We start from the raw sequence: 23,110 nt of genomic DNA on the forward strand, positions 1-23,110 counted from the left end.
CTTCATGCGCCATCAGCGACATGACCTGATCGCGCCGGTGCCCGGCACGGCGCGGCAGATCCACAGTTTTCACTTCGGCCCGCAGCAGGCCGCAGGCAAGGTCTACATCCAGTCGTCGCTGCACGCCGATGAATTGCCGGGCATGTTGGTGGCCTGGCATTTGAAAGTACGCCTGGCCGAGTTGGCCGCGGCCGGGCGCTTGCGTAGCGAAATCGTGCTGGTGCCGGTCGCCAACCCGGTGGGCCTCGAACAAGTGTTGATGGACATCCCCTTGGGCCGCTATGAACTGGAAAGCGGGCAGAACTTCAATCGCCTGTTCGTCGACCTTGGCGAAGAGGTCGGCAACCAGGTCGAAGAGCTGCTGGGCGATGATCCCCAGCACAATGCCCGCTTGATCCGCAGCGCATTGTCCAGCGCCCTGGCCGCGCACACCGCCCAGACCCAACTGCAATCCCAACGCCTGGTACTGCAACGCCTGGCCTGTGATGCCGACATGGTGCTCGACCTGCATTGCGACTTCGAAGCCGTGGCGCACCTGTACACCACACCTGAAGCCTGGCCACAGGTAGAGCCATTGGCGCGGTACCTCGGCTCCGAGGCCAACCTGCTGGCCACCGACTCCGGCGGACAGTCCTTTGATGAGTGTTTCACCCTGGTGTGGTGGCAGTTGCAGCAACGTTTCGGCGAGCGCTTCCCGATTCCCATGGGCAGTTTTTCGGTGACCGTCGAACTGCGCGGCCAGGGCGATGTAAACCATGGTCTTGCCGCGCTGGACTGCCAGGCCATCATCGATTACCTGATCCACTTCGGCGCCATTACCGGCGATGTGACGCCCCTGCCCGCCCTGGCTTACCCGGCCACGCCATTGGCGGGTGTGGAGCCCGTCACCAGCCCGGTCGGCGGCTTGCTGGTGTTCAGTGCCTTGCCGGGTCAATACCTGGAGGCCGGGCAACTGCTCGCCGAAATCATCGATCCCATTACCGACCGCGTAACGCCGGTGCGCTGCGAGCACGCCGGCCTGCTGTACGCCCGTTCGCTGCGACGCATGGCCACTGCCGGGATGGTCATCGGCCATATCGCCGGCACGCAGGCCTACCGCAGCGGCTATCTACTTTCGCCTTGAGGATGCACGCCCCATGTACAAACTGACCGTTGAAGGCCTGCATAAAAGCTATGGCGACAATGAAGTGCTCAAAGGTGTTTCGCTCAAGGCCAGGACCGGTGACGTGATCAGCCTGATCGGCGCCAGCGGCTCCGGCAAGAGCACGTTCCTGCGCTGTATCAACTTCCTGGAAACCCCCAACGATGGCGCCATGACCCTGGACGGCCAGGCGATCCGCATGGTCAGCGACCGCCACGGTATGCGCGTGGCCGACGACGCCGAGCTGCAACGCTTGCGCACACGGCTGGCGATGGTGTTCCAGCACTTCAACCTGTGGAGCCATATGAGCGTGCTGGAAAACATCACCATGGCCCCGCGCCGCGTGCTGGGGTGCAGCAAGAAAGACGCCGAAGACCGCGCCCGCCGCTATCTGGACAAGGTCGGGCTGCCGGCACGTGTAGCCGATCAGTACCCGGCGTTCCTGTCTGGCGGCCAGCAACAGCGGGTAGCCATCGCCCGCGCCCTGGCGATGGAGCCTGAGGTGATGCTGTTCGATGAACCCACCTCGGCCCTCGACCCGGAACTGGTGGGTGAAGTGTTGAAGGTGATCCAGGGCCTGGCCGAGGAAGGCCGCACCATGATCATGGTGACTCACGAGATGAGCTTTGCGCGCAAGGTCTCAAGCCAGGTGCTGTTCCTGCACAAGGGCCTGGTGGAAGAGCAAGGCACCCCCGAGGATGTGCTGGGCAATCCGAAAAGCGAGCGCCTGCAGCAGTTTCTAAGTGGCAATTTGAAGTAAACCTTTGTGACGCCTGGAGGGTCTCTGCAATAGAGCCTCCAGAGCGTCCGCTGCCGCATGGCAAAAAACCCCGATTTCGCCAAACAATGGTTTGCCGCCAAAGGTTGGAAACCGTTCGCCTTTCAGAAACATGTATGGGCAGCGGTCAAGGCTGGCCAGTCAGGGCTGCTGCATGCCAGTACCGGTGCAGGTAAAACCTATGCCTTGTGGTTCGCCGCCCTCAACCGTTTCGCCATCACCCGCCCGCCCGCTACCGGCAAGCGCAAGCCACCCGCTGAACCATTGACGGTGCTGTGGATCACGCCGATGCGTGCCTTGGCTGCCGATTCCGCACGTGCCCTGCAGGCACCCTTGGACGCCCTGCAAATTCCCTGGAGCGTGGGCCTGCGTACCGGCGACACCAGCAGCAGCGAGCGCGCACGCCAGACCCGCCGCCAACCCACCGCTCTGGTCACCACCCCGGAAAGCCTGACGCTGATGCTCGCACGGGCCGACAGTGAGACGAGCCTGGCGCACCTGCGCATGGTGATCATGGATGAATGGCACGAGCTGATCGGCAATAAGCGCGGCGTGCAGTTGCAACTGGCGCTGGCGCGCTTGCGGCGCTGGCATCCTGAGTTGATGGTGTGGGGCATTTCCGCGACGCTGGGTAATCAGGCCCACGCTTTGGAGGTTCTGGTCCCACAGGGCGGTGGGATCAATGTACAGGGGCAGACGGCCAAGGCACTGCAGGTCGACACCTTGCTGCCGCCCGTCACCGAGCGCTTTCCCTGGGCCGGGCATATCGGCTTGAAGATGTTGCCGCGAGTGGTCGCAGAGGTAGAGGCCAGCAGCAGTTGCCTGGTCTTTACCAACACCCGGGCGCAATCGGAGATCTGGTATCAGGCGATTCTCGATGCCCGCCCGGACTGGGCCGGATTGATTGCCCTGCACCACGGCTCGTTATCGCGGGAGACCCGGGATTGGGTGGAGCGAGCATTGAAAGATGGGCAGCTCAAGGCGGTGGTGTGCACCTCCAGCCTCGACTTGGGTGTGGACTTCCTGCCGGTGGAGCGAGTGTTGCAGATCGGCTCCGCGAAAGGTGTGGCGCGGCTGATGCAACGCGCCGGGCGCTCCGGCCATGCACCGGGTCGGCCGTCACGGGTGACGCTGGTGCCGACCCATAGCCTGGAGCTGGTGGAGGCGGCTGCCGCCCAGGATGCAATTGCGCAGCGGCGCATCGAAGCGCGGGAATCGCCACACAAGCCGCTGGATGTGCTCGTGCAACACTTGGTCAGCATGGCCCTGGGGGGTGGGTTTACCCCGGATGCGCTGCTGGCGGAAGTGCGCGGCGCCTGGGCCTATCGCGATCTCACCGAAGCGGATTGGGCCTGGGCCCTGGGGTTTGTACGCCATGGTGGCCTGTCACTTACCGCCTATCCGGATTACCGCCGTGTTGAGCCCGATGAGCATGGCATCTGGCGTGTCCCGGATGCCCGCCTGGCACGCCGTCACCGCATGAGCGTCGGTACCATCGTCAGCGACGCCAGTATCCAGTTGAAATTCTGGAGCAAGGGTGGCGGCGGCAAGAACCTGGGCAGTGTCGAAGAGGGCTTTATTGCGCGGCTCAAGCCGGGGGATGGGTTTCTGTTCGCCGGGCGTTTGCTGGAATTGGTGCGCGTGGAAAACATGACCGCCTACGTGCGCCGCAGCAGAGCGAAAAAAGCCGCGGTGCCACGCTGGAATGGCGGGCGTATGCCGCTTTCCAATGAACTGGCCCAGGCGGTGGTCGAACGTTTTGATGCGGCGGCGCATGGGCACTTCGACGGCCCGGAGATGCAGGCGGTACAACCGTTGTTGCACACCCAACTGCGCTGGTCTGGCCTGCCGACGCGCGACAACCTGCTCGCCGAAACCCTGCAATCGCGAGAAGGCTGGCACCTGTTTCTGTACCCCTTCGCCGGCCGTCAGGTACACCTGGGCTTGGCGAGCTTATTGGCGTGGCGGGTCAGTCAGCAGCAGCCGGTGACCTTCTCCATAGCCGTGAATGATTATGGCCTGGAACTGTTGAGCGCCACGCCAGTGAACTGGTCGTTGTTGTTGAATACGGCGTTGCTGAGCCCACAGCGCTTGCTGGAGGATGTGGCCGCCAGCCTTAACGCAGGAGAACTGGCCCTGCGCCGCTTTCGCGAAATCGCGCGGATCGCCGGGCTGGTGTTCGCCGGGTATCCCGGTGCGCCGAAAAGCACGCGGCAGGTGCAGGCTTCCAGCGGATTATTCTTTGAAGTGTTCAAGCAATATGACCCGCAGAACCTGCTGCTGGCCCAGGCAGGGGAAGAAGTCTTGCGCGATGAGTTGGATATTCGTCGGCTGGAAGAGACATTAAGTCATCTATCGGCACTGAAACTGGACGTGCATACGATTCAGCGGCCCACGCCCCTGGCCTTCCCGCTGTTGGTGGAACGAATGCGCGAAAGCATGAGTTCGGAGAAGTTGTCGGAGCGCATCGCACGGATGGTCAAGGACCTGGAAAAAGTCGCCGACAAAGGAAAAGCTTGATGCATTGTGCACTGACGCTTGCAGGCGAAGAACTGTGGTTATTGGCGGACAACGCCGTGTACTGGCCCGCTCGTCAGTGCCTGCTTATTGCCGATGCGCACTTTGGCAAAGCATCGGCCTATCGCAGCCTGGGACAACCTGTGCCCCAGGGCACCACCACGACGAATCTGGAACGCCTGGACAGGCTGTTGTCGGCACTGCCGTGCGCGCAGTTGATCTTTCTCGGTGACTTCCTGCATGGCCCAGGTTCTCACGCCAGCGGCACCCTCAGCGCGATCCGGGCCTGGCGTGCACGCAATGGCGAACTGGCCTTGACCTTGATTCGCGGCAATCACGATAAACGCGCCGGCGATCCCCCGGACGACTTGAGAATTGAGGTGGTCCCGGAGCCGCTATTGATGGGCCCTTTCGCCTTGCAACACGAACCCGACGTTCACCCCAGCCACCACGTATTGGCGGGGCACGTGCATCCGGTGTATCGCTTGCGCGGCAAAGGCCGTCAGCGCTTGCGCCTGCCGTGCTTCCAGATCGGTGAGCGGGTCAGCCTGCTGCCGGCGTTTGGCGCATTTACGGGAGGTTATGCCGTGGAGCAGGGTGATGACCGCCGAATCTTTGTGATCGGCGATCAAACCGTTTGGCCGATTCAGTGAAGTGCTGACCGGCCGTCCGAATATCAGGCGACGGGGGCCGGTGGTGGCTCGTCAGGCAGGGTAGGCTCACCTGGTTCGGTGGGCTGCGGGTAATCGGGCTCTGGTTGGCCGGGGGGAATGCCGCCCGCGTGAGCGGGGTTAGCCATCAGGGACCAGGCCAGAACACCAATCTGGTTGGGTTCAAGCCGGGCGAGTTCTGCGCTGATTCGCGGGTCGATCTTCATAAGGTACTCCTCAAGCGTGGCCCGACGCGTTTTGCACGCGCCGAGGCAGTACACCTGAATAGAGTCACTTTGTGCAGACTAATTCCCTTTAACCGTAGGAGCTTTCGATCAAGCGCGTGGGAGAGTGACGCCACGTTGGCCCTGGTACTTGCCGGCGCGGTCTTTGTAGGACACTTCACAAGCCTCGTCGGACTGCAGGAACAGCATCTGTGCCACGCCCTCATTGGCATAGATCTTTGCCGGCAAGGTGGTGGTGTTGGAGAACTCCAGGGTCACATGACCTTCCCACTCCGGCTCAAGCGGGGTGACGTTGACGATAATGCCGCAACGAGCGTAAGTGCTTTTACCCAGGCAGATGGTCAATACGTCGCGGGGAATGCGGAAGAATTCCACGGTACGCGCCAGGGCGAAGGAGTTGGGCGGGATGATGCACACGTCGCTCTTGACGTCGACGAAGCTTTTTTCATCGAAGTTCTTCGGATCGACAATCGCCGAATTGATGTTGGTGAACACCTTGAATTCATCGGCGCAACGCACGTCATAGCCATAGCTGGAGACCCCGTACGAAATCACCCGCTCATCACCTTCGCCACGAATCTGGCGCTCGACGAACGGCTCGATCATGCCGTGTTCCTGCGCCATGCGGCGAATCCACTTGTCCGATTTGATGCTCATGGCGGTGTCCTGAATAGCGAGGTGGAAAAATCTGTGGGCCATCTTACCGGGGCCAGCCTTGGGGTTCAAAGGCCGCAAGGGTTTTCTTGATCAAAGCCCTGCCCGCTATAAGCCTCAGCCAACGCGGCCGGGGCCGGGATTGCCGTCAGGGATGGCTGTAAATACCACCGCCAGTCACGAAAATAGAGAAACCTTCGGAAATACCATTGGCACGTTCCGGAAAAAGGGTTAAGGTGGCGCCACTGTGCTGCTTGTGTCACTGAGAATCTCTACACGATATGTTGAATTTCGATCCAACCATCTCCAAGAATTTTTCCTGCTCTTTGCACTCAGTCTCGGCCAGGGCTTTTCCTGAGTCGCAGTTAACTTTGTCCAAGGAGTTACACCATGTCTAATCGCCAAACTGGTACCGTTAAGTGGTTCAACGATGAAAAAGGCTTCGGCTTCATCACTCCACAATCCGGTGACGACCTGTTCGTTCACTTCAAAGCTATCCAATCCGACGGCTTCAAAAGCCTGAAAGAAGGCCAACAGGTTTCTTTCATCGCTACCCGCGGTCAGAAAGGCATGCAAGCTGAAGAAGTTCAAGTTATCTAACTTGTACTGACTCAGTCGAAAAACCCCGCCCTTAAAAGCGGGGTTTTTTTATGCCTGGATTTTGAGAGAGGCCTGAACAAAAGCCGGGCATAAAAAATGTGGGAGGGGGGCGTACCCCCTCCCACATCCAAGCTTTCAAGCGGCGTCGCTTACTGGAACAACGACTCACTCGACAAGCCATTCTTCTCAAGGATCTCACGCAAGCGCTTGAGGCCCTCCACCTGGATCTGCCGCACCCGCTCACGGGTCAGGCCAATCTCCAGGCCTACATCTTCCAGGGTGCTGCTCTCGTGACCACGCAGGCCGAAGCGGCGAATCACCACCTCACGCTGCTTGTCCGTAAGCTCTGACAGCCACTGGTCAATACTTTGGGAAAGATCATCGTCCTGCAACAGCTCGCAGGGATCGGTCGGGCGATCATCCGTCAGGGTGTCCAGCAGGGTTTTATCCGAATCCGGCCCCAGCGAGACATCGACCGACGATACACGCTCGTTAAGGCCCAGCATGCGCTTGACCTCCCCTACCGGTTTTTCCAGCAGGTTGGCGATCTCTTCAGGCGAAGGTTCATGATCGAGTTTTTGCGTCAGCTCACGCGCCGCCCGCAGGTAGACGTTGAGCTCCTTGACCACATGGATCGGCAGCCGGATCGTGCGGGTCTGATTCATGATCGCCCGTTCGATGGTCTGGCGAATCCACCAGGTGGCATACGTCGAGAAGCGGAAGCCCCGCTCGGGGTCGAACTTCTCCACCGCCCGAATCAAGCCCAGGTTGCCCTCTTCGATCAAGTCCAGCAGCGACAGCCCACGATTGACGTAGCGTCGGGCGATTTTCACCACCAGGCGCAGGTTGCTTTCAATCATGCGTTTGCGCCCAGCCGGATCGCCCTTCTGCGACAAGCGCGCAAAATGGACTTCTTCTTCGGGAGTGAGCAGAGGGGAAAATCCGATTTCATTGAGGTACAACTGAGTCGCATCGAGCGCCCGAGTGTAGTCAATGTACTTGTGTTGCTTTAACGCGGAGGCGTTCCTGGATTTGGTACGAACTGAAGGTGGTGCCGCTCCTTCATTATCTGACATCGGATCCGTATCGATGCCGGCCTCCATAAGGAGAACCTCATCGTCGATGTCAAACTCCGGCGCTTCTTTACTGAGAGCCATTGTTATAGTCCTTTGGTGAGTTCGACCTCAAGCTCAAGCGACGCCTTTATCCTTGGCAACGCTGGAGCCTGTTCCTTCTACGTGAGGGAACAGGCTGTGCAACACATCAACGACGGGGCAGGAATTGCAGCGGATCTACAGGCTTCCCTTGGCGGCGAATCTCAAAGTGCAGTTTCACCCGGTCTGTGCCCGTTGAACCCATTTCGGCAATTGTCTGTCCGACTTTGACCTGCTGCCCCTCCCGAACCAACAGCCTGCGGTTATGACCGTAGGCACTGACGTAGGTATCGCTGTGTTTGATGATGACCAGCTCGCCGTAGCCCCGTAGACCACTCCCGGCGTACACCACTGTCCCATCAGACGCAGCTAAAACAGGCTGTCCCAAATCCCCGGCGATATCAATGCCTTTATTCAAACTACCGTTTGAAGAGAATTTTCCAATCAGTACGCCATTTGAAGGCCATCCCCAGCCGGTCGGCGCCGGCCCTGCAGGTGGCAACGGCGCGGGTGCGGGCTTGCTTGCAACGCTAGGCGAAGCACTGCCTGCAGGCCGGGTGATGACGGTGGTTTTGCTCGAAGACGATGGCGAAGATCCCGACTTTGTCACAACTGCCGTAGCCGCCGAACCTGTGCGGCCATCGAAACGAATGGTCTGCCCTGGATGAATGGTGTAGGGCACGGGAATGTTGTTACGAGCGGCCAGCGCCTTGTAGTCCCAGCCATAACGGAAGGCAATGGAGAACAGTGTGTCGCCTTTGCGCACCACATACTGGCCCGTGGTCACCGTGGGCCGCTGCGGTGCTGCGTTGGTGCGGTCAACGACACGCGCACCGCCCGATGGCGTGCTCGAGCAGGCGGCCAATAAGGAACTCAAGACAAGGCCAAGCACCAGTCGCTGAAAGCTTGTTTTACTCATTCGCTGCGCAGGACCTGTGAGACTCACCCGCCGCTCCCTTTGTGGTGGCTGAACGTTAACGCCTGGATCAGGCTTGAAATATGACGCAAGTATAACTGGGCATTGGCTTTTTACTGGCACCCGACTGAAACGAAAAATTCATCTTGTTCAATTGCGGCTGCCAAGCCTGTTGATTCAATAGACCCCGGCGTAAGACACATCCTCGCCAGCAGAATTCACTGCCAGGGAATAAATGCTCAGGCCAAGGGGCCATTCAACAGCGGCACGAAGCGCACCGCGCCCAGCACGTGCCGGGAAAAACCTTCTTCCTCGCGGATAATAAGCATCAACTGTTGCACTTCGCCGGAGCCCACCGGGATGACCAGCCGCCCGCCCGGCGCCAACTGATCCAACAGAGCTTGAGGCACATCGGTGGCCACGGCGGTGACAATAATGCCGTTGTACGGCGCCAGCGCCGGCCAGCCTTCCCAGCCATCGCCCCAGCGAAACACCACGTTGCGCAGGTTCAGTTCTACCAGGCGCTCCTTGGCACGGTCCTGCAGCACCTTGATGCGCTCTACCGAAAACACTCGCTCTACCAACTGTGACAGCACAGCTGTCTGGTAACCGGAGCCGGTGCCGATCTCCAGCACCTTGTCCAGGGGCCCGGCCGCCAGCAACAGCTCGCTCATGCGCGCAACCATGTAGGGCTGGGAGATGGTCTGGTTGTGGCCGATAGGCAACGCCGTGTCTTCATAGGCGCGGTGCGCCAGGGCCTCATCGACAAACAGGTGCCGCGGCGTACGCCGAATCACTTCCAGCACCTGGGCGTTGGACAAGCCTTCTTCGTACAGACGCTGGATCAACCGCTCCCGGGTGCGCTGGGAAGTCATCCCGATGCCACGGCGCAACAAGTCGTCTTGTTCACGAGCCATCAACGCAGTCCCTCCAGCCAGCCATCGAGGCCACTGAAGGCATCACTGAAGGTGCGATCCAATTGCAACGGGGTAATTGACACATAGCCTTGCATCACCGCATGAAAATCCGTGCCTTCCCCGCCATCCTCGGCATCACCGGCCGCGGCGATCCAATAGCCTTCCCTGCCGCGCGGGTCGACCACCTTCAGGGGCGCCGCCGCGCGCGCGCGATGGCCCAGGCGCGTCAGCTGGATACCGCGGATACGGTCGAGGGGCAGATTGGGAATATTCACGTTGAGTACCGTACGCGGCGGCAGGTCCAGAGACTCATGGGCCTGCACCAGCTTGCGCGCGAAATACGCCGCGGTCGCCAGGTTATCCAGTTGCCGCGAAGCAAAGGAAAAGGCGAACGCGGTGCGCCCCAGGAAGCGCCCTTCAAGGGCCGCCGCCACGGTGCCGGAATACAGCACGTCATCACCCAGGTTGGCGCCCAGGTTGATTCCCGACACCACCAGGTCCGGCTCATGCTCCAGCAAACTGTTGATTGCCAGGTGCACGCAGTCGGTGGGGGTGCCGTTTACGCTGATAAAGCCATTGGCCAGAACCTGCGGGTGCAGCGGACGGTCGAGCGTCAGCGAACTGCTGGCGCCGCTCTTGTCCTGGTCGGGGGCAACCACCACGCACTCGGCGTAATCCTGCAGCGCAGCATAGAGCGCGGCAAGACCGGGTGCGGTGGCACCGTCATCGTTTGATATCAGAATACGCATGGGCTGTCCGTCTGCCCCACCGGCACCAGATCAACAAGCTCGCGCACCAAGACAGTGGCGAAGCATCCGGCCGGCAGGACGAATTCCAATTGCAGAATGTCAGGCCCGGGATAATGCCACGTCAACCCGCCAATGGGCAGTCGCAGAATGCGACGTTCCTGGCTCATTCCTGCATTCACCAGCCAATCACGTAGGTCGGATTCGCTGGCAGCGACAGATTGTTCCAGATCATGCGTAAGACCTTTCGCCGGCGAGTCGCCTTCGCCCCATTGTGGGCCAGTCGGGTGCAAGTCCAGGATCGCCAGGCGCGGGTCGCTGCATTCAGCCTCCCCGGCAGGGAAAAAGCTGCGACTGTCGGTAAAGGCCAGCAGGTCACCCACCTGGGCGCGCTGCCAGGAACCGTCGGCGACACGCGCTGCCAGCACTTTGTTGAACAAGTAGCTACGAGCGGTGGACAGCAACCGCGAACGCACGTTGCGTTGCTCCGGCAGAGCCTTGCGAGCAGCCCATTCACGGGCATCCACCACGTTGCCACCGTTGTGGCCAAAGCGCTGGGCGCCGAAATAATTGGGAATGCCATGCCGGGCAATCAACTGCAAACGCGCGTCGATGGCGGCGGTATCGCCGGCCAGTTGGGTCAGACGCAAGGTAAAGCCGTTGGCCGAATGCGCACCACGTTGCAACTTGCGCTTGTGGCGGGTGGTTTTCAGGATCTTGAGGGTGTCGTTTTCCGCACCGCTCAGGTCCGGGTCGGCCTTGCCGGGCAACTGTACGCTGAACCATTGGCGGGTCAGGGCCTGACGGTCCTTGAGCCCGGCATAGCTGACGGTGCGCAGCGGCACACCGGCGGCCTTGGCGATACGCCGTGCGGCCTCTTCAGTATTCAAGCCGCGCTTTTCCACCCACAGCCACAGGTGCTCACCGTCACCAGTCAACGGGATGTCCAGCACCTCATCAACCTGGAAGTCTTCTGCCGTCGCCTTCAGCACCGCGCTGCCCAAGGCCTCGCCGTAGGCCCGCGGGCCCAGCAGTTGCAAATCGTTCATGCGCGCAGCAACAAGGCAACGGAGTGCACGGCGATGCCCTCTTCACGACCGGTAAATCCGAGCTTTTCGGTGGTGGTGGCTTTCACGTTGACTTGATCCAATTCAATTTGCAGGTCTGCGGCAATCAGCGCACGCATCGCTTCGATATGGGGGGCCATCTTGGGCGCCTGGGCCACGATGGTGTTGTCGACGTTGCCGACCTTCCAGCCCTTGGCATGGATCAACCCGACCACATGGCGCAGCAACACACGACTGTCCGCACCTTTGAAGGTCGGATCGGTGTCCGGAAAGTGCTTGCCGATATCGCCCAATGCCGCCGCGCCGAGCAAGGCATCGCTCAAGGCATGCAAGACAACGTCGCCGTCGGAATGAGCCAGCAACCCATGGTGGTGTGCGATGCGCACGCCGCCCAAGGTGATGAAATCGCCCTCAGCGAAACGGTGCACATCGTAGCCGTGGCCAATACGCATAAAAAAACGCCCCGATTTAATTCAGGGCGTGATTCTACCTACTTTTGCCTCACATTAACCGAGCAAAGCACGACCATGATGGCGCAAATGGTCTTCGATGAAGCTGGCGATGAAAAAGTAGCTGTGGTCGTAGCCAGGTTGCAGGCGCAGTTCCAACGGATGGTTGGCCGCCTTGGCCGCTTGCTGCAGGGCCTCGGGCTTGAGCTGAACCGCAAGGAAATCGTCACGATCGCCCTGGTCCACCAGTAGCGGCAGTTTTTCCGAGGCTTCGCTGATCAGCACGCAGGCATCCCATTCACGCCACTTGGAACGCTCTTCACCCAAGTAACGGGAAAAAGCTTTCTGGCCCCAGGGGCAGTCCATCGGATTGTTGATTGGCGAAAACGCCGACACCGATTGGTAGCGTCCCGGGTTACGCAGCGCGCATACCAATGCGCCATGTCCGCCCATGGAGTGACCGCTGATGCCGCGTTTAGCCGACGCCGGGAAATGCGCCTCCACCAAGGCCGGCAACTCCTGCACCACGTAGTCATGCATCCGATAGTGCTGGGCCCAAGGCTCCTGCGTGGCGTTCAGGTAGAAACCAGCGCCGAGGCCGAAGTCCCAGGCGTTGTCCGGATCGTCCGGCACACCGGGGCCGCGGGGGCTGGTGTCCGGTGCGACGATAATCAAACCCAGCTCGGCGGCCATGCGCTGGGCGCCAGCCTTCTGCATGAAGTTCTCATCGGTGCAGGTCAAGCCGGACAGCCAGTACAGTACCGGCAACTTACCGCCCTGCTCTGCTTGCGGCGGCAGATAGACGGCGAAGGTCATGTCGCAACCGAGCACATCGGAATGATGCTTGTAGCGTTTATGCCAGCCGCCGAAGCTCTTCTGGCATGACAGGTTTTCCAGACTCATGGCCGACCTCAGAAGTGAATGACGGTACGAATGCTCTTGCCTTCATGCATCAGGTCAAACGCTTTGTTGATATCTTCAAGGCCCATGGTGTGGGTGATGAAGGTGTCCAGCGGGATCTCACCGGTCTGGGCCATTTCCACGTAGCTTGGCAGCTCTGTGCGCCCACGCACGCCACCGAATGCCGAACCGCGCCAGACGCGCCCGGTGACCAGTTGGAACGGACGCGTAGCGATTTCCTGGCCGGCACCGGCCACGCCGATGATCACCGACTCGCCCCAGCCTTTATGGCAGCACTCAAGCGCCGCACGCATCAGTTGCACATTGCCGATGCACTCGAAGGAAAAGTCCACGCCGCCGTCGGTCAAATCGACAATCACGTCCTGGATTGGGCGGTCGTAATCTTTCGGGTTAATGCAGTCGGTAGCCCCCAGTTGCTTGGCGATTTCGAACTTGGCCGGGTTGATGTCGATGGCAATGATGCGACCGGCCTTGGCCTTGACCGCGCCGATCACGGCCGACAGGCCGATACCGCCCAGCCCGAAGATAGCCACGGTGTCGCCCGGTTTGACCTTGGCGGTGTTGAGCACCGCGCCGATGCCTGTGGTGACGCCGCAACCAAGCAGGCAGACTTTTTCCAGCGGCGCTTCCTTAGGAATCTTGGCCACGGAGATTTCCGGCAACACGGTGTACTCGGAGAACGTCGACGTGCCCATGTAGTGGAAAATCGGCTGGCCCTTGTAGGAAAAGCGCGTAGTGCCATCCGGCATCAGGCCTTTGCCTTGGGTAGAACGGATGGCCTGGCACAGGTTGGTCTTGCCCGACAGGCAGAATTTGCACTTGCCGCATTCCGGGGTGTACAGCGGGATCACATGATCGCCGACAGCGACTGAAGTTACGCCCTCGCCGATGGCTTCGACCACTGCGCCGCCTTCGTGACCCAGGATCGACGGAAAAATGCCTTCCGGGTCCGCACCCGACAACGTATAGGCATCGGTGTGGCACACGCCGGAGGCAACCACCCGCAACAGCACCTCGCCAGCCTTGGGCATGGCGACGTCCACTTCCACGATCTCAAGGGGCTTCTTGGCTTCGAAGGCTACGGCGGCGCGGGACTTGATCATCCGGGTTTCTCCAGGGGGTTAAAAATTGATTGCAGCAGTGTAAAACATGGCTGCCTGATTAATAATCCAGGCGAAAGCAAAACTTTATTGCTGTACAGGGATAATGACCATGCTGGAAAACCGCTGGGAAGGCATCGACGAATTCGTCGCAGTGGCCGAGTGCAGCCAATTCACGGCGGCGGCAGAGCGCCTGGGAGTATCGTCGTCCCATATAAGCCGCCAGGTGGCACGCCTGGAGGAGCGGTTGCAAACGCGCCTGTTGTATCGCAGTACACGCAAGGTGACGCTGACCGAAGCGGGTCAGACGTTTCTGCAACATTGCCAGCGTTTGCAGGATGGTCGCGAAGAAGCCCTGCGGGCAGTAGGCGACCTCACCAGCGAACCCAAGGGCATGTTGCGCATGACCTGCGCAGTCGCCTATGGCGAGCGCTTTATCGTGCCACTGGTGACCCGGTTCATGGCGCTCTATCCGCAACTGCGGGTGGATATCGAACTGAGCAACCGTCAATTGGATCTGGTGCACGAGGGCCTGGATTTGGCCATCCGCCTGGGTCGCCTGCAAGACTCGCGCATGGTCGCCAGCCGCCTGGCACCGCGACGCATGTACCTGTGCGCCTCCCCTTCCTACCTGGAACGGTATGGTCGGCCCCATAGCTTGTCGGAATTGAGTCGGCATAACTGCCTGATCGGCAGCTCGGATATCTGGCAACTGGCCCAGGACGGGCGGGAATTTTCCCAAAGGGTTCAGGGAAACTGGCGCTGTAACAGTGGGCAGGCGGTGCTGGATGCGGCGCTGCAAGGTGTAGGGCTGTGTCAGTTGCCGGATTATTACGTGCTGGAGCATTTGCACAGTGGTGCGCTGGTGTCATTGCTGGAGGCGCATCAGCCACCGAATACGGCGGTGTGGGCGCTGTACCCGCAGCAGCGGCATTTGTCGCCGAAGGTCAGGAAGCTGGTGGACTTTCTCAAAGAAGGCTTGGGTGACAATTCGGTCTATCGAACATAAACAGCTACCGTTCGTGCATTGCCTGGACACCGGTTAATAACCGCTTTCATTAGAAAACCAGGCAAGCCCATGACGTCCAACACTCGGCAACTCCAGCATATCAATCATTTTGTCCGAAAGGTTCTGGCCGACTTTCCGGTGCCCAGCGCAATCGCAGCCCAATTGCTTTGCGAGCATCTACAACCATTCACTCAGGAACAACTGGACCCGGATACTACGTTCCTGACCACTCTGGAATACAACCTCGACAATCCCAATGCACCCTACACTGCAGTGATCGTCCAATCCATGAGCCTGACCGAGGCCATGATCTGCAATGCGCCCCATGCCCCTGGCGGCATGATCAACAACACGGGCTTTTCCACTATCGCGCCGTACTTCAATATCGTCGATGAACTGCCGCGCCTGATGGATAACCGCATACCGCAAATGTTCAACGAAGAGTTCATCACTTCCGGCTGGATCCCGCCCAGACGGTATGAGGCGCTTTACCGGCAAAGCGAACCTCAGGTCTACGACCCGACCACCCAACTGGAGATCGCGCCAGCCGTTCTCAGAAAGGTGATTGACTCAAGCAACTTTGAACAAACCTATGACAAGGCCATCACCCAATTCTGGAGGGAGCATCGGGACAATTACACCACCCTGATGCGCATTGCCTTCGCCAAGGCTTACCTCAATCAGTACGAAGAATTCACGCTCACCGAAGCAGAACGGCAACTGGCCGCACGAGCGGCAGGTATCGGCGTCGACAGGGACGCCAGCAACCTGACCCTTGAAGATTTTCAGGCGCCCTACTCACCGGATAAAAACTTATCCGTGCGCGTGCTGCGCATTCATCAGTTCGACGCCACCGACATTCTTACGATTACCGACACCCAGAGCCAGATCACCCTGCTGTACGTCCCCGGCAACTCCTCCCCCATCCATGGTTTCAACAGCCCAACGGACATGCGCAATGCGCTGGTAAAAGTGGCCAAGGACCCGACCCAGCGCAAAGCGCTGACCAACCACTTTGAACCCGACTCGATTGACTCCGGCCTGATCTACTGTGGTGTCGAGGAAGCATTGATCGGTATGGCGATGTACCCGGAATCTTCCAGCCCCGCCGGTTTTTTCAATAGCTTGTTGCGCAACGGTTATTGGGACCCCGAGCAATACATTAATAACCCAATGTATCCGGCGCTCAGAAGCAACCCATTTGCGTTTATCGCACGACAGATCCGCAGTCGGATTGCAAAATTGGCAGCCAAAACCGTTGTCTCGCCCTTGGACACATTTAAAGCCGACACCCTCGACGCCTTGGATAAAGCCTGCCTGCTGGCGATCCCCGTGGCGCTGACCATGGGCACCGCGTTGCTGGCGGAGTTTTGTTTCATTACCTCAGGTTTGACTGGCATGGCGATCGGCGCCGATGACGTGCTCAAGGACAAACCCCACGCCGTTGAGCGCATGGTGTTCGGCGCCCTGAACGCGCTCCCGGTGGTTATCCACGGCATCAGCAAAGGCGCGAGCAGTCTCGAGGCGTTACGCCCCGTGCTTGGCCCGGCTACGCGGGCAGAGGAGGGCCAGATCAACGTCAAGGTGATCACTCAGGTCTCCGCCCAAACCGAGACTCGCCCCCTGGTCGCTGCAACATCTCCCAGCGGCTTGCAGACCGTCAAGATTCAGGGCGAGACCTTCCTGACCTACAAAAGCCCGAATGACTGGGGTTCTTTTGAGCTGTTCGTGAATAATCCAGAAGCCCCCGAGAAGATTCAAGCCACGGGTCTCTACGCTATTCAGAGCTCCGACCTGCAATGGCGACGTGCCGGATTGACCGGAGGGGGGGCATTTCGCAATGCCTGGCAACGGGTTTACAAACTGTTCGATAGCACCCAGCAGTTGAGTTTCTTCAGCGCCTACCAGATGCCAGCGCCCGTGCGCGAGACCGTCGTGCAGATGCTCACCGACACCAGCTCATTTTCGGAAGATTTCGAACCCTTCGGAATGGATGCACAGTCGATCAGCAACGCCCGGAGACTGTTCTTTGAGAAAAGGAGCCAATTAAACCAGGATTCGGCGATCTTCTTTCACCACCTGCCCTACTCGCCCCTGCAGCCGGTCCTCCCCCGCTTGAGCTTGAACGAATCACAGCAAAGCATTATCGAGAAACTGCTACGTGCCAGTGACGGCCTCGTGATCGGCGAAAGCCACAGCGCCGAATCGAGCAAAGCCTTTCTGATCGACAACATGCAGATACTCGCCAGCCAAGGTGTCAAACGCATCTACTTCGAACATCTGCTGACGGATGTGCATATTCCGATGCTGAAGGCTTTTTACCGGTCGAAGAACGCCCCTATGGCCGAGGCGCTGACAAACTTCCTGAACGGGATCTACCCATTGCCCCGAAACCACTATTACTCATTCACAAACGTCGTGACCAAAGCCCGAGAGGCCGGAATCAAGATCCAGCCGATCGACTGCACCGTGAGCTACATACTTCGCGATATGCGCGACAGTGCGGGAACCCTGCGCCAGCGGATGATGAACTATTACGCTACCGAGGTGATTCAGTGGATCCAGACCTCCAAGCGCCAACCCGGTAAATGGGTCGCACTGGTGGGCGATACCCATACCAATACGTTCAAGGACATCCCTGGGCTGGCCGAACTCACCGGCAGCATCGGCCTGCGGATAGAAGATAGGATGGGCACCCACCCGTTGGGAATCGAAGTCGATCCGGGGCGCACCGCCAGCCTGGGCCTGAACAAAGGGGAAGGCACGGTCAAAGCCAACCTGGTCTTGCGCGTTGATCCTGCCGCGTTGCAGCACTCAATGGAATCACAGCCCGGCCCTTCGCACAGTCGAGTGGTGAAGTCGGCCCAGGCACTGCTGACACGGCCAGGCCAATTCATGCTCACCGAGGCCACCCACATTGACTATCGGTCCCGACGCGGGGACCTGCGCAGTTTCAGGATCAACAGCCAGGAAGGCCGGAACTCCATCAACGTGGTCGGCTGGCCTATTGATGAGAAGCCATTCGACAGCATTGAGGCATTGGTGAGCGAGCTGAAAACCCTGCCCGGGTTGGAGCAAGTCTACGGCTGAGGGTCAGGACGCCTGATAAGCCCGGCGCTGACGCAGCCATTCAAGGTCTTCGGGACGGGTGACCTTTATATTGTCTGCACGCCCTTCGACCAGCCGCGGAGCCTGGCCGGACCATTCCATGGCCGACGCTTCGTCGGTGATCACGGCGTCCGCCACCAGGCTGTCGGCCAAGGCGCGGTGCAAGGCCCCCAGGCGGAACATCTGCGGCGTATAAGCCTGCCAGATCAGGCTGCGGTCAACGGTTTCCACCACGCGGCCATGCTTGTCGACGCGCTTGAGCGTGTCGCGAGCCGGCACCGCCAGCAGACCGCCCACCGGGTCATCCGCCAGTTCAGCCAAGAGTTTGTCGAGGTCATCACGGCTCAAGTTAGGCCGCGCCGCGTCATGCACCAGCACCCAGTCGTCATCGCTGGCACCCAGGGCATTAAGGTGCAGCAGTGCATTAAGCACCGAGCCCGAGCGTTCCGAGCCACCGTCCGCACGCTGGATGCGCGGGTCTGTGGCGCACGCCAGGGTGGGCCAATAAGGATCATCAACAGCAAGACTGACCACCAGGCCCTTGAGCGAGGGGTGGTCGAGAAAACAGCCGAGGCTGTGTTCGAGAATAGTACGCCCGCCCAATTGCAGGTATTGCTTGGGACGGTCCGCGGCCATACGGGCACCGACGCCCGCGGCAGGAATCACGGCCCAGAAGGCCGGTAGATCGTTATTCATTGGGCCAACTGGTAGAGGGTCTCGCCCTCCTTGACCATGCCCAACTCATGACGAGCCCGCTCTTCAACGGTCTCCGTACCTTTTTTCAGCTCAAGCACTTCGGCGTCCAGGACACGGTTGCGCTCCAGCAGGCGTTCGTTTTCGGCACGCTGGTCGGCAATTTGCTGGGTCAGCTCTTCCACCTGCGCAAAGCTGCCATTACCGACCCATAGGCGGTACTGCAGGCCAGCCAGCAACAAGAGCAAGACGAGGAACAACCAATTGGGACTGCGCATCGAAATCCGGATATCCAGTGAAAAAAGACAGTCATGCAAACCTTTTGCAGCAACTGATAGCACAAAGCCTGGAAAAACCAGGCTTGCGCTTGTCAGTCAGCAGATTAGCGCCGAAATTCACACTTTCGTGAAATTTCTGACGCAACCCGCCGACTTTTTACCATTTACTGCTTAGCCGCGAAACTCGCCGCGACCGTTGTACTTGGCTTTACCTGCCAATTGCTCTTCGATGCGCAGCAATTGGTTGTACTTGGAAACGCGATCGGAACGGCACAGGGAGCCGGTCTTGATCTGGCCCGCCGAAGTGCCCACGGCCAGGTCGGCAATGGTGGAATCTTCGGTTTCGCCGGAGCGGTGGGAGATCACGGCGGTGTAGCCCGCAGCCTTGGCCATCTGGATGGCTTCCAGGGTTTCGGTCAAGGTGCCGATCTGGTTGAACTTGATCAGGATCGAGTTGGCGATCTTCTTGTCGATGCCTTCTTTAAGGATCTTGGTGTTGGTCACGAACAAGTCGTCGCCCACCAGCTGGATTTTCTCGCCGATCTTGTCGGTGAGGATTTTCCAGCCATCCCAATCGGACTCGTCCAGGCCGTCTTCGATCGAGATGATCGGGTAGCGCTGGGTCAGGCCCTTCAGGTATTCAGCGAAACCTTCTGAGTTGAACACCTGGCCTTCGCCGGACAGGTTGTACTTGCCATCCTCAAAGAATTCGCTGGCCGCACAGTCCAGGGCCAGGGTCACGTCGGTGCCCAGTTTGTAGCCGGCGTTGGCCACGGCTTCGGAGATCACTTTCAGTGCATCTTCGTTGGAGGCCAGGTTCGGTGCGAAACCACCTTCGTCACCCACAGCGGTGCTCAGGCCACGGGCCTTCAGTACAGCCTTGAGGTGATGGAAAATCTCGGTGCCCATGCGCAGGCCTTCGGAGAAGGACTTGGCGCCCACCGGCTGCACCATGAATTCCTGGATGTCGACGTTGTTATCCGCGTGCTCGCCACCGTTGATGATGTTCATCATCGGTACCGGCATCGAGTAGACGCCCGGGGTGCCGTTCAGGTTGGCGATGTGCGCGTACAACGGCAGGTCCTGGTCCTGAGCTGCTGCCTTGGCGGCAGCCAGGGACACGGCGAGGATTGCATTGGCGCCGAGGCTGCCTTTGTTTTCAGTGCCGTCGAGCTTGATCATCGCGTGGTCCAGGGCTTTCTGGTCCAGCGGGTCCTTGCCCAGCAACAGGTCACGAATCGGACCGTTGATGTTGGCTACAGCCTTGAGTACACCCTTGCCCAGGTAACGGCTCTTGTCGCCATCACGCAGTTCCAGCGCTTCGCGCGAACCGGTGGAAGCACCGGACGGCGCGCAGGCGCTGCCGATGATGCCGTTATCGAGAAGCACGTCGGCTTCGACGGTGGGGTTGCCACGGGAGTCGAGAACTTCACGACCTTTGATGTCGACGATTTTTGCCATTGTTGTAAACACTCCAAAGTTGACGAAAACGACGCAGCTGAAGGAAATCTTTTGACCGACCGCAAGGGTGGAACAACGGGGCAGGCTTGCAGACGACAAGGCTCAGGCCCAAGGGCCTGAGCATTTAGCGTGGGAAATTCTACCGGAGAAATGGCAGTTACGCGGTCTCTACCGTCGGAAAACTCTTGACCAGCTCGTCCAACTGCTTGAGTTGGGCCAGGAATGGCTCCAGCTTGTCCAGGCGCAGGGCGCATGGGCCGTCGCACTTGGCGTTGTCCGGGTCCGGGTGGGCTTCAAGGAACAGGCCCGCCAGCGACTGGCTCATGCCCGCCTTGGCCAGGTCGGTGACCTGGGCACGGCGACCGCCGGCGGAGTCCGAGCGACCACCGGGCATTTGCAGCGCGTGGGTCACGTCGAAGAACACCGGGTATTCGAACTGTTTCATGATGCCGAAACCGAGCATGTCCACCACGAGGTTGTTGTAGCCGAAGCTCGAACCACGCTCGCAGAGGATCAACTGGTCGTTACCCGCTTCCACGCACTTGCTCAGGATGTGTTTCATCTCCTGAGGGGCGAGGAACTGGGCTTTCTTGATGTTGATCACAGCGCCGGTCTTGGCCATGGCGACCACGAGGTCGGTCTGGCGCGACAGGAAGGCCGGCAACTGGATGATGTCGCACACCTCGGCGACCACGGCAGCCTGCTCAGGCTCGTGGACGTCGGTGATGATCGGCACGCCGAAGGCTTGCTTGATGTCCTGGAAGATCCGCATGCCTTCTTCAAGGCCCGGGCCGCGATAGGAGGTCACGGAAGAACGGTTGGCCTTGTCGAAACTGGCCTTGAACACGTATGGGATGCCCAGCTTCTGGGTAACCCGCACGTATTCTTCACAGACCTGCATCGCCATGTCGCGGCTTTCCAGCACGTTCATGCCGCCGAACAGCACCATGGGCTTGTCGTTGGCAATCTCGATATCGCCTACGCGAATGATCTTCTGGGCCATCAGGGTTACGCCTTCTTCTGATGTTGCGTCAGTGCTGCTTTGACGAAACCGCTGAACAACGGGTGACCGTCGCGCGGCGTCGAGGTGAACTCCGGGTGGAACTGGCAGGCCACGAACCACGGATGATCCTGCGCTTCGACCACTTCAACCAGCTTGCCGTCACCGGAGCGACCGGAAATCTTCAGGCCAGCCTCTTTGATCTGCGGCAGCAGATTGTTGTTCACTTCATAGCGGTGACGGTGACGCTCGACGATTACGTCCTTGCCGTAGCAGTCGTGTACCAGCGAGCCGGCTTCCAGCAAGCAGTCCTGCGCACCAAGGCGCATGGTGCCGCCCAGGTCGGACGTTTCGGTACGGGTTTCAACGGCGCCGGTGGCGTCTTCCCACTCGGTGATCAGGCCGACGACCGGGTGGCCGCTGCTGTGATCGAACTCGGTGGAGTTGGCGTCTTTCCAGCCCAGCACGTTACGGGCGAACTCGATAACGGCCACTTGCATGCCCAGGCAGATACCCAGGTAGGGCACCTTGTTCTCGCGAGCGTATTGCACCGCGGTGATCTTGCCTTCCACGCCACGCAGGCCGAAACCGCCCGGCACGAGAATCGCGTCAACGCCTTCGAGCAGCGCAGTGCCCTGGTTCTCGATATCTTCGGAATCGATGTAGCGCAGGTTGACCTTGGTACGGTTGCTGATGCCGGCGTGGCTCATCGCTTCAATCAGCGACTTGTACGCGTCCAGCAGCTCCATGTACTTGCCGACCATGGCGATGGTGACTTCATGCTCAGGGTTGAGCTTGGCGTCGACCACGGCTTCCCACTCGGACAGGTCCGCGCCATTGCACTGCAGGCCGAAACGCTCGACCACAAAATCATCCAGCCCCTGCGAATGCAAGATGCCCGGGATCTTGTAGATGGTGTCGGCGTCTTCCAGCGCGATCACCGCACGCTCTTCAACGTTGGTGAATTGCGCGATCTTGCGGCGCGAGGAAATGTCGATCGGGTGATCGGAACGGCAAACCAGTACGTCCGGTTGCAGGCCGATGGAACGCAGCTCCTTGACCGAGTGCTGGGTAGGCTTGGTTTTGGTTTCGCCGGCGGTGGCGATGTACGGCACCAGTGTCAGGTGCATCAGCATCGCGCGCTTGGCGCCGACTTCGAAACGCAGCTGGCGGATGGCTTCGAGGAACGGTTGGGACTCGATGTCACCCACGGTGCCACCGATCTCGACCATCGCCACGTCGGCATCGCCTGCACCCTTGATGATGCGGCGCTTGATTTCGTCGGTGATGTGCGGGATCACCTGGATGGTTGCACCCAGGTAGTCACCACGGCGCTCTTTGCGCAGCACGTGCTCGTAGACACGGCCAGTGGTGAAGTTGTTGTTCTGGGTCATGGTCGTGCGGATGAACCGCTCGTAGTGGCCCAGGTCCAGGTCGGTCTCGGCGCCGTCGTGAGTGACGAACACTTCACCGTGCTGGAACGGGCTCATGGTGCCCGGGTCGACGTTGATGTACGGGTCCAGCTTGAGCATGGTGACTTTAAGCCCCCGCGCCTCCAGGATGGCCGCCAATGAAGCGGAGGCAATGCCTTTCCCCAATGAAGAAACAACACCGCCCGTGACGAATATGTAGCGCGTCATGAAAAACCCTAGAAGTCTGCGTTAAAGCGGTCCGAGCCGCCGGGGAAAGCGAAGGAAGGCCGAAGC

The 23,110-nt window shown here is 59.8% G+C and carries 22 protein-coding genes; 7 read left to right on the top strand and 15 right to left on the bottom strand.

The window, feature by feature from the left end:
- Positions 1-4: 4 nt before the first annotated feature.
- From JH25_RS19745 to pdeM, 4 genes are read left to right on the top strand one after another with little or no spacing between them, the layout of a single operon-like run.
- Positions 5-1,123, top strand: coding sequence for a succinylglutamate desuccinylase/aspartoacylase family protein (locus JH25_RS19745; RefSeq protein WP_032877355.1), 1,119 nt, complete (start codon positions 5-7; stop codon positions 1,121-1,123).
- A gap of 13 nt (positions 1,124-1,136) precedes the next feature.
- Complete coding sequence (locus tag JH25_RS19740; RefSeq protein WP_005785775.1) at positions 1,137-1,901, top strand: ABC transporter ATP-binding protein; 765 nt, start codon at positions 1,137-1,139, stop codon at positions 1,899-1,901.
- A 57-nt stretch (positions 1,902-1,958) separates the two neighbouring features.
- Positions 1,959-4,439, top strand: coding sequence for a ligase-associated DNA damage response DEXH box helicase (locus JH25_RS19735; protein ID WP_032877356.1), 2,481 nt, complete (start codon positions 1,959-1,961; stop codon positions 4,437-4,439).
- On the top strand, positions 4,439-5,089 hold the full coding sequence (pdeM, locus tag JH25_RS19730) for a ligase-associated DNA damage response endonuclease PdeM (protein ID WP_032877357.1): 651 nt from the start codon (positions 4,439-4,441) through the stop codon (positions 5,087-5,089). The genes JH25_RS19735 and pdeM overlap by 1 nt, the downstream gene beginning before the upstream one ends.
- Before the next feature lie 23 nt (positions 5,090-5,112).
- Here pdeM and JH25_RS19725 read toward each other — a convergent pair whose 3' ends face one another.
- Complete coding sequence (locus JH25_RS19725) at positions 5,113-5,313, bottom strand: hypothetical protein (protein WP_032877358.1); 201 nt, start codon at positions 5,311-5,313, stop codon at positions 5,113-5,115.
- Between the two features lie 108 nt (positions 5,314-5,421).
- Positions 5,422-5,988, bottom strand: coding sequence for a dCTP deaminase (dcd, locus tag JH25_RS19720; RefSeq protein WP_003189215.1), 567 nt, complete (start codon positions 5,986-5,988; stop codon positions 5,422-5,424).
- Between the two features lie 387 nt (positions 5,989-6,375).
- Here dcd and JH25_RS19715 point away from each other — a divergent pair, with 387 nt between their 5' ends.
- Positions 6,376-6,585, top strand: coding sequence for a cold-shock protein (locus JH25_RS19715; RefSeq protein ID WP_002554837.1), 210 nt, complete (start codon positions 6,376-6,378; stop codon positions 6,583-6,585).
- 149 nt (positions 6,586-6,734) lie between these two features.
- Here JH25_RS19715 and rpoS read toward each other — a convergent pair whose 3' ends face one another.
- The 8 genes from rpoS to JH25_RS19675 all read right to left on the bottom strand — a co-directional run bounded on the left by rpoS (position 6,735) and on the right by JH25_RS19675 (position 13,858).
- Positions 6,735-7,742, bottom strand: coding sequence for an RNA polymerase sigma factor RpoS (gene rpoS / locus JH25_RS19710; RefSeq protein ID WP_032877359.1), 1,008 nt, complete (start codon positions 7,740-7,742; stop codon positions 6,735-6,737).
- A gap of 106 nt (positions 7,743-7,848) precedes the next feature.
- Positions 7,849-8,685, bottom strand: a complete 837-nt coding sequence (locus JH25_RS19705) for a peptidoglycan DD-metalloendopeptidase family protein (protein WP_032877360.1) — start codon at positions 8,683-8,685, stop codon at positions 7,849-7,851.
- A 209-nt stretch (positions 8,686-8,894) separates the two neighbouring features.
- Positions 8,895-9,530 (bottom strand): protein-L-isoaspartate(D-aspartate) O-methyltransferase, encoded by a 636-nt coding sequence (locus tag JH25_RS19700; protein WP_010176736.1) that lies wholly within the window; start codon positions 9,528-9,530, stop codon positions 8,895-8,897.
- A gap of 41 nt (positions 9,531-9,571) precedes the next feature.
- Positions 9,572-10,321, bottom strand: coding sequence for a 5'/3'-nucleotidase SurE (gene surE, locus JH25_RS19695; RefSeq protein ID WP_032877361.1), 750 nt, complete (start codon positions 10,319-10,321; stop codon positions 9,572-9,574).
- On the bottom strand, positions 10,309-11,367 hold the full coding sequence (truD, locus tag JH25_RS19690; RefSeq protein WP_032877362.1) for a tRNA pseudouridine(13) synthase TruD: 1,059 nt from the start codon (positions 11,365-11,367) through the stop codon (positions 10,309-10,311). Before truD ends, surE begins: the two co-directional genes overlap by 13 nt.
- Positions 11,364-11,837, bottom strand: a complete 474-nt coding sequence (gene ispF, locus JH25_RS19685; RefSeq protein ID WP_032877363.1) for a 2-C-methyl-D-erythritol 2,4-cyclodiphosphate synthase — start codon at positions 11,835-11,837, stop codon at positions 11,364-11,366. Before ispF ends, truD begins: the two co-directional genes overlap by 4 nt.
- Positions 11,838-11,891: 54 nt before the next feature.
- Positions 11,892-12,737 (bottom strand): S-formylglutathione hydrolase, encoded by an 846-nt coding sequence (gene fghA / locus JH25_RS19680; protein ID WP_032877364.1) that lies wholly within the window; start codon positions 12,735-12,737, stop codon positions 11,892-11,894.
- 8 nt (positions 12,738-12,745) lie between these two features.
- The gene (locus tag JH25_RS19675; protein WP_005785751.1) at positions 12,746-13,858 is read right to left on the bottom strand and encodes an S-(hydroxymethyl)glutathione dehydrogenase/class III alcohol dehydrogenase; all 1,113 of its coding nucleotides are present in this window, start codon (positions 13,856-13,858) and stop codon (positions 12,746-12,748) included.
- A gap of 109 nt (positions 13,859-13,967) precedes the next feature.
- Between JH25_RS19675 and JH25_RS19670 the strand changes: the two genes are divergently transcribed.
- Both JH25_RS19670 and JH25_RS19665 read left to right on the top strand, forming a co-directional pair.
- Positions 13,968-14,864, top strand: a complete 897-nt coding sequence (locus tag JH25_RS19670; RefSeq protein WP_005785749.1) for a LysR substrate-binding domain-containing protein — start codon at positions 13,968-13,970, stop codon at positions 14,862-14,864.
- A 69-nt stretch (positions 14,865-14,933) separates the two neighbouring features.
- The gene (locus JH25_RS19665) at positions 14,934-17,954 is read left to right on the top strand and encodes a membrane-targeted effector domain-containing toxin (protein ID WP_032877365.1); all 3,021 of its coding nucleotides are present in this window, start codon (positions 14,934-14,936) and stop codon (positions 17,952-17,954) included.
- Between the two features lie 3 nt (positions 17,955-17,957).
- Here the strand turns inward: JH25_RS19665 and ispD are convergent, their stop codons facing one another.
- The 5 genes from ispD to JH25_RS19640 all read right to left on the bottom strand — a co-directional run bounded on the left by ispD (position 17,958) and on the right by JH25_RS19640 (position 23,044).
- Positions 17,958-18,668 carry a 2-C-methyl-D-erythritol 4-phosphate cytidylyltransferase gene (ispD, locus tag JH25_RS19660; protein WP_005785745.1) on the bottom strand — a complete coding sequence of 237 codons (711 nt, stop codon included), beginning with the start codon at positions 18,666-18,668 and terminating at the stop codon, positions 17,958-17,960.
- Positions 18,665-18,943, bottom strand: coding sequence for a cell division protein FtsB (ftsB, locus tag JH25_RS19655; RefSeq protein ID WP_003189195.1), 279 nt, complete (start codon positions 18,941-18,943; stop codon positions 18,665-18,667). Before ftsB ends, ispD begins: the two co-directional genes overlap by 4 nt.
- Positions 18,944-19,114: 171 nt before the next feature.
- Positions 19,115-20,404, bottom strand: coding sequence for a phosphopyruvate hydratase (gene eno, locus JH25_RS19650; protein WP_032877366.1), 1,290 nt, complete (start codon positions 20,402-20,404; stop codon positions 19,115-19,117).
- A gap of 157 nt (positions 20,405-20,561) precedes the next feature.
- On the bottom strand, positions 20,562-21,407 hold the full coding sequence (kdsA, locus tag JH25_RS19645) for a 3-deoxy-8-phosphooctulonate synthase (protein WP_003189190.1): 846 nt from the start codon (positions 21,405-21,407) through the stop codon (positions 20,562-20,564).
- A gap of 5 nt (positions 21,408-21,412) precedes the next feature.
- On the bottom strand, positions 21,413-23,044 hold the full coding sequence (locus JH25_RS19640) for a CTP synthase (RefSeq protein WP_032877367.1): 1,632 nt from the start codon (positions 23,042-23,044) through the stop codon (positions 21,413-21,415).
- Between the last annotated feature and the right edge of the window lie 66 nt (positions 23,045-23,110).

This window comes from Pseudomonas sp. BRG-100 (genome assembly GCF_000737955.1).
Classification (GTDB): domain Bacteria; phylum Pseudomonadota; class Gammaproteobacteria; order Pseudomonadales; family Pseudomonadaceae; genus Aquipseudomonas; species Aquipseudomonas synxantha_A.

What these genes read in the sequence shown, in the direction of transcription:
- JH25_RS19745 (WP_032877355.1), top strand. Translation starts at nt 5, where the DNA reads ATGCGCCATCAGCGACATGACCTGATCGCGCCGGTGCCCGGCACGGCG.
- JH25_RS19740 (WP_005785775.1), top strand. Translation starts at nt 1,137, where the DNA reads ATGTACAAACTGACCGTTGAAGGCCTGCATAAAAGCTATGGCGACAAT.
- JH25_RS19735 (WP_032877356.1), top strand. Translation starts at nt 1,959, where the DNA reads ATGGCAAAAAACCCCGATTTCGCCAAACAATGGTTTGCCGCCAAAGGT.
- pdeM (WP_032877357.1), top strand. Translation starts at nt 4,439, where the DNA reads ATGCATTGTGCACTGACGCTTGCAGGCGAAGAACTGTGGTTATTGGCG.
- JH25_RS19725 (WP_032877358.1), bottom strand. Translation starts at nt 5,313, where the DNA reads ATGAAGATCGACCCGCGAATCAGCGCAGAACTCGCCCGGCTTGAACCC.
- dcd (WP_003189215.1), bottom strand. Translation starts at nt 5,988, where the DNA reads ATGAGCATCAAATCGGACAAGTGGATTCGCCGCATGGCGCAGGAACAC.
- JH25_RS19715 (WP_002554837.1), top strand. Translation starts at nt 6,376, where the DNA reads ATGTCTAATCGCCAAACTGGTACCGTTAAGTGGTTCAACGATGAAAAA.
- rpoS (WP_032877359.1), bottom strand. Translation starts at nt 7,742, where the DNA reads ATGGCTCTCAGTAAAGAAGCGCCGGAGTTTGACATCGACGATGAGGTT.
- JH25_RS19700 (WP_010176736.1), bottom strand. Translation starts at nt 9,530, where the DNA reads ATGACTTCCCAGCGCACCCGGGAGCGGTTGATCCAGCGTCTGTACGAA.
- surE (WP_032877361.1), bottom strand. Translation starts at nt 10,321, where the DNA reads ATGCGTATTCTGATATCAAACGATGACGGTGCCACCGCACCCGGTCTT.
- truD (WP_032877362.1), bottom strand. Translation starts at nt 11,367, where the DNA reads ATGAACGATTTGCAACTGCTGGGCCCGCGGGCCTACGGCGAGGCCTTG.
- ispF (WP_032877363.1), bottom strand. Translation starts at nt 11,837, where the DNA reads ATGCGTATTGGCCACGGCTACGATGTGCACCGTTTCGCTGAGGGCGAT.
- fghA (WP_032877364.1), bottom strand. Translation starts at nt 12,737, where the DNA reads ATGAGTCTGGAAAACCTGTCATGCCAGAAGAGCTTCGGCGGCTGGCAT.
- JH25_RS19675 (WP_005785751.1), bottom strand. Translation starts at nt 13,858, where the DNA reads ATGATCAAGTCCCGCGCCGCCGTAGCCTTCGAAGCCAAGAAGCCCCTT.
- JH25_RS19670 (WP_005785749.1), top strand. Translation starts at nt 13,968, where the DNA reads ATGCTGGAAAACCGCTGGGAAGGCATCGACGAATTCGTCGCAGTGGCC.
- JH25_RS19665 (WP_032877365.1), top strand. Translation starts at nt 14,934, where the DNA reads ATGACGTCCAACACTCGGCAACTCCAGCATATCAATCATTTTGTCCGA.
- ispD (WP_005785745.1), bottom strand. Translation starts at nt 18,668, where the DNA reads ATGAATAACGATCTACCGGCCTTCTGGGCCGTGATTCCTGCCGCGGGC.
- ftsB (WP_003189195.1), bottom strand. Translation starts at nt 18,943, where the DNA reads ATGCGCAGTCCCAATTGGTTGTTCCTCGTCTTGCTCTTGTTGCTGGCT.
- eno (WP_032877366.1), bottom strand. Translation starts at nt 20,404, where the DNA reads ATGGCAAAAATCGTCGACATCAAAGGTCGTGAAGTTCTCGACTCCCGT.
- kdsA (WP_003189190.1), bottom strand. Translation starts at nt 21,407, where the DNA reads ATGGCCCAGAAGATCATTCGCGTAGGCGATATCGAGATTGCCAACGAC.
- JH25_RS19640 (WP_032877367.1), bottom strand. Translation starts at nt 23,044, where the DNA reads ATGACGCGCTACATATTCGTCACGGGCGGTGTTGTTTCTTCATTGGGG.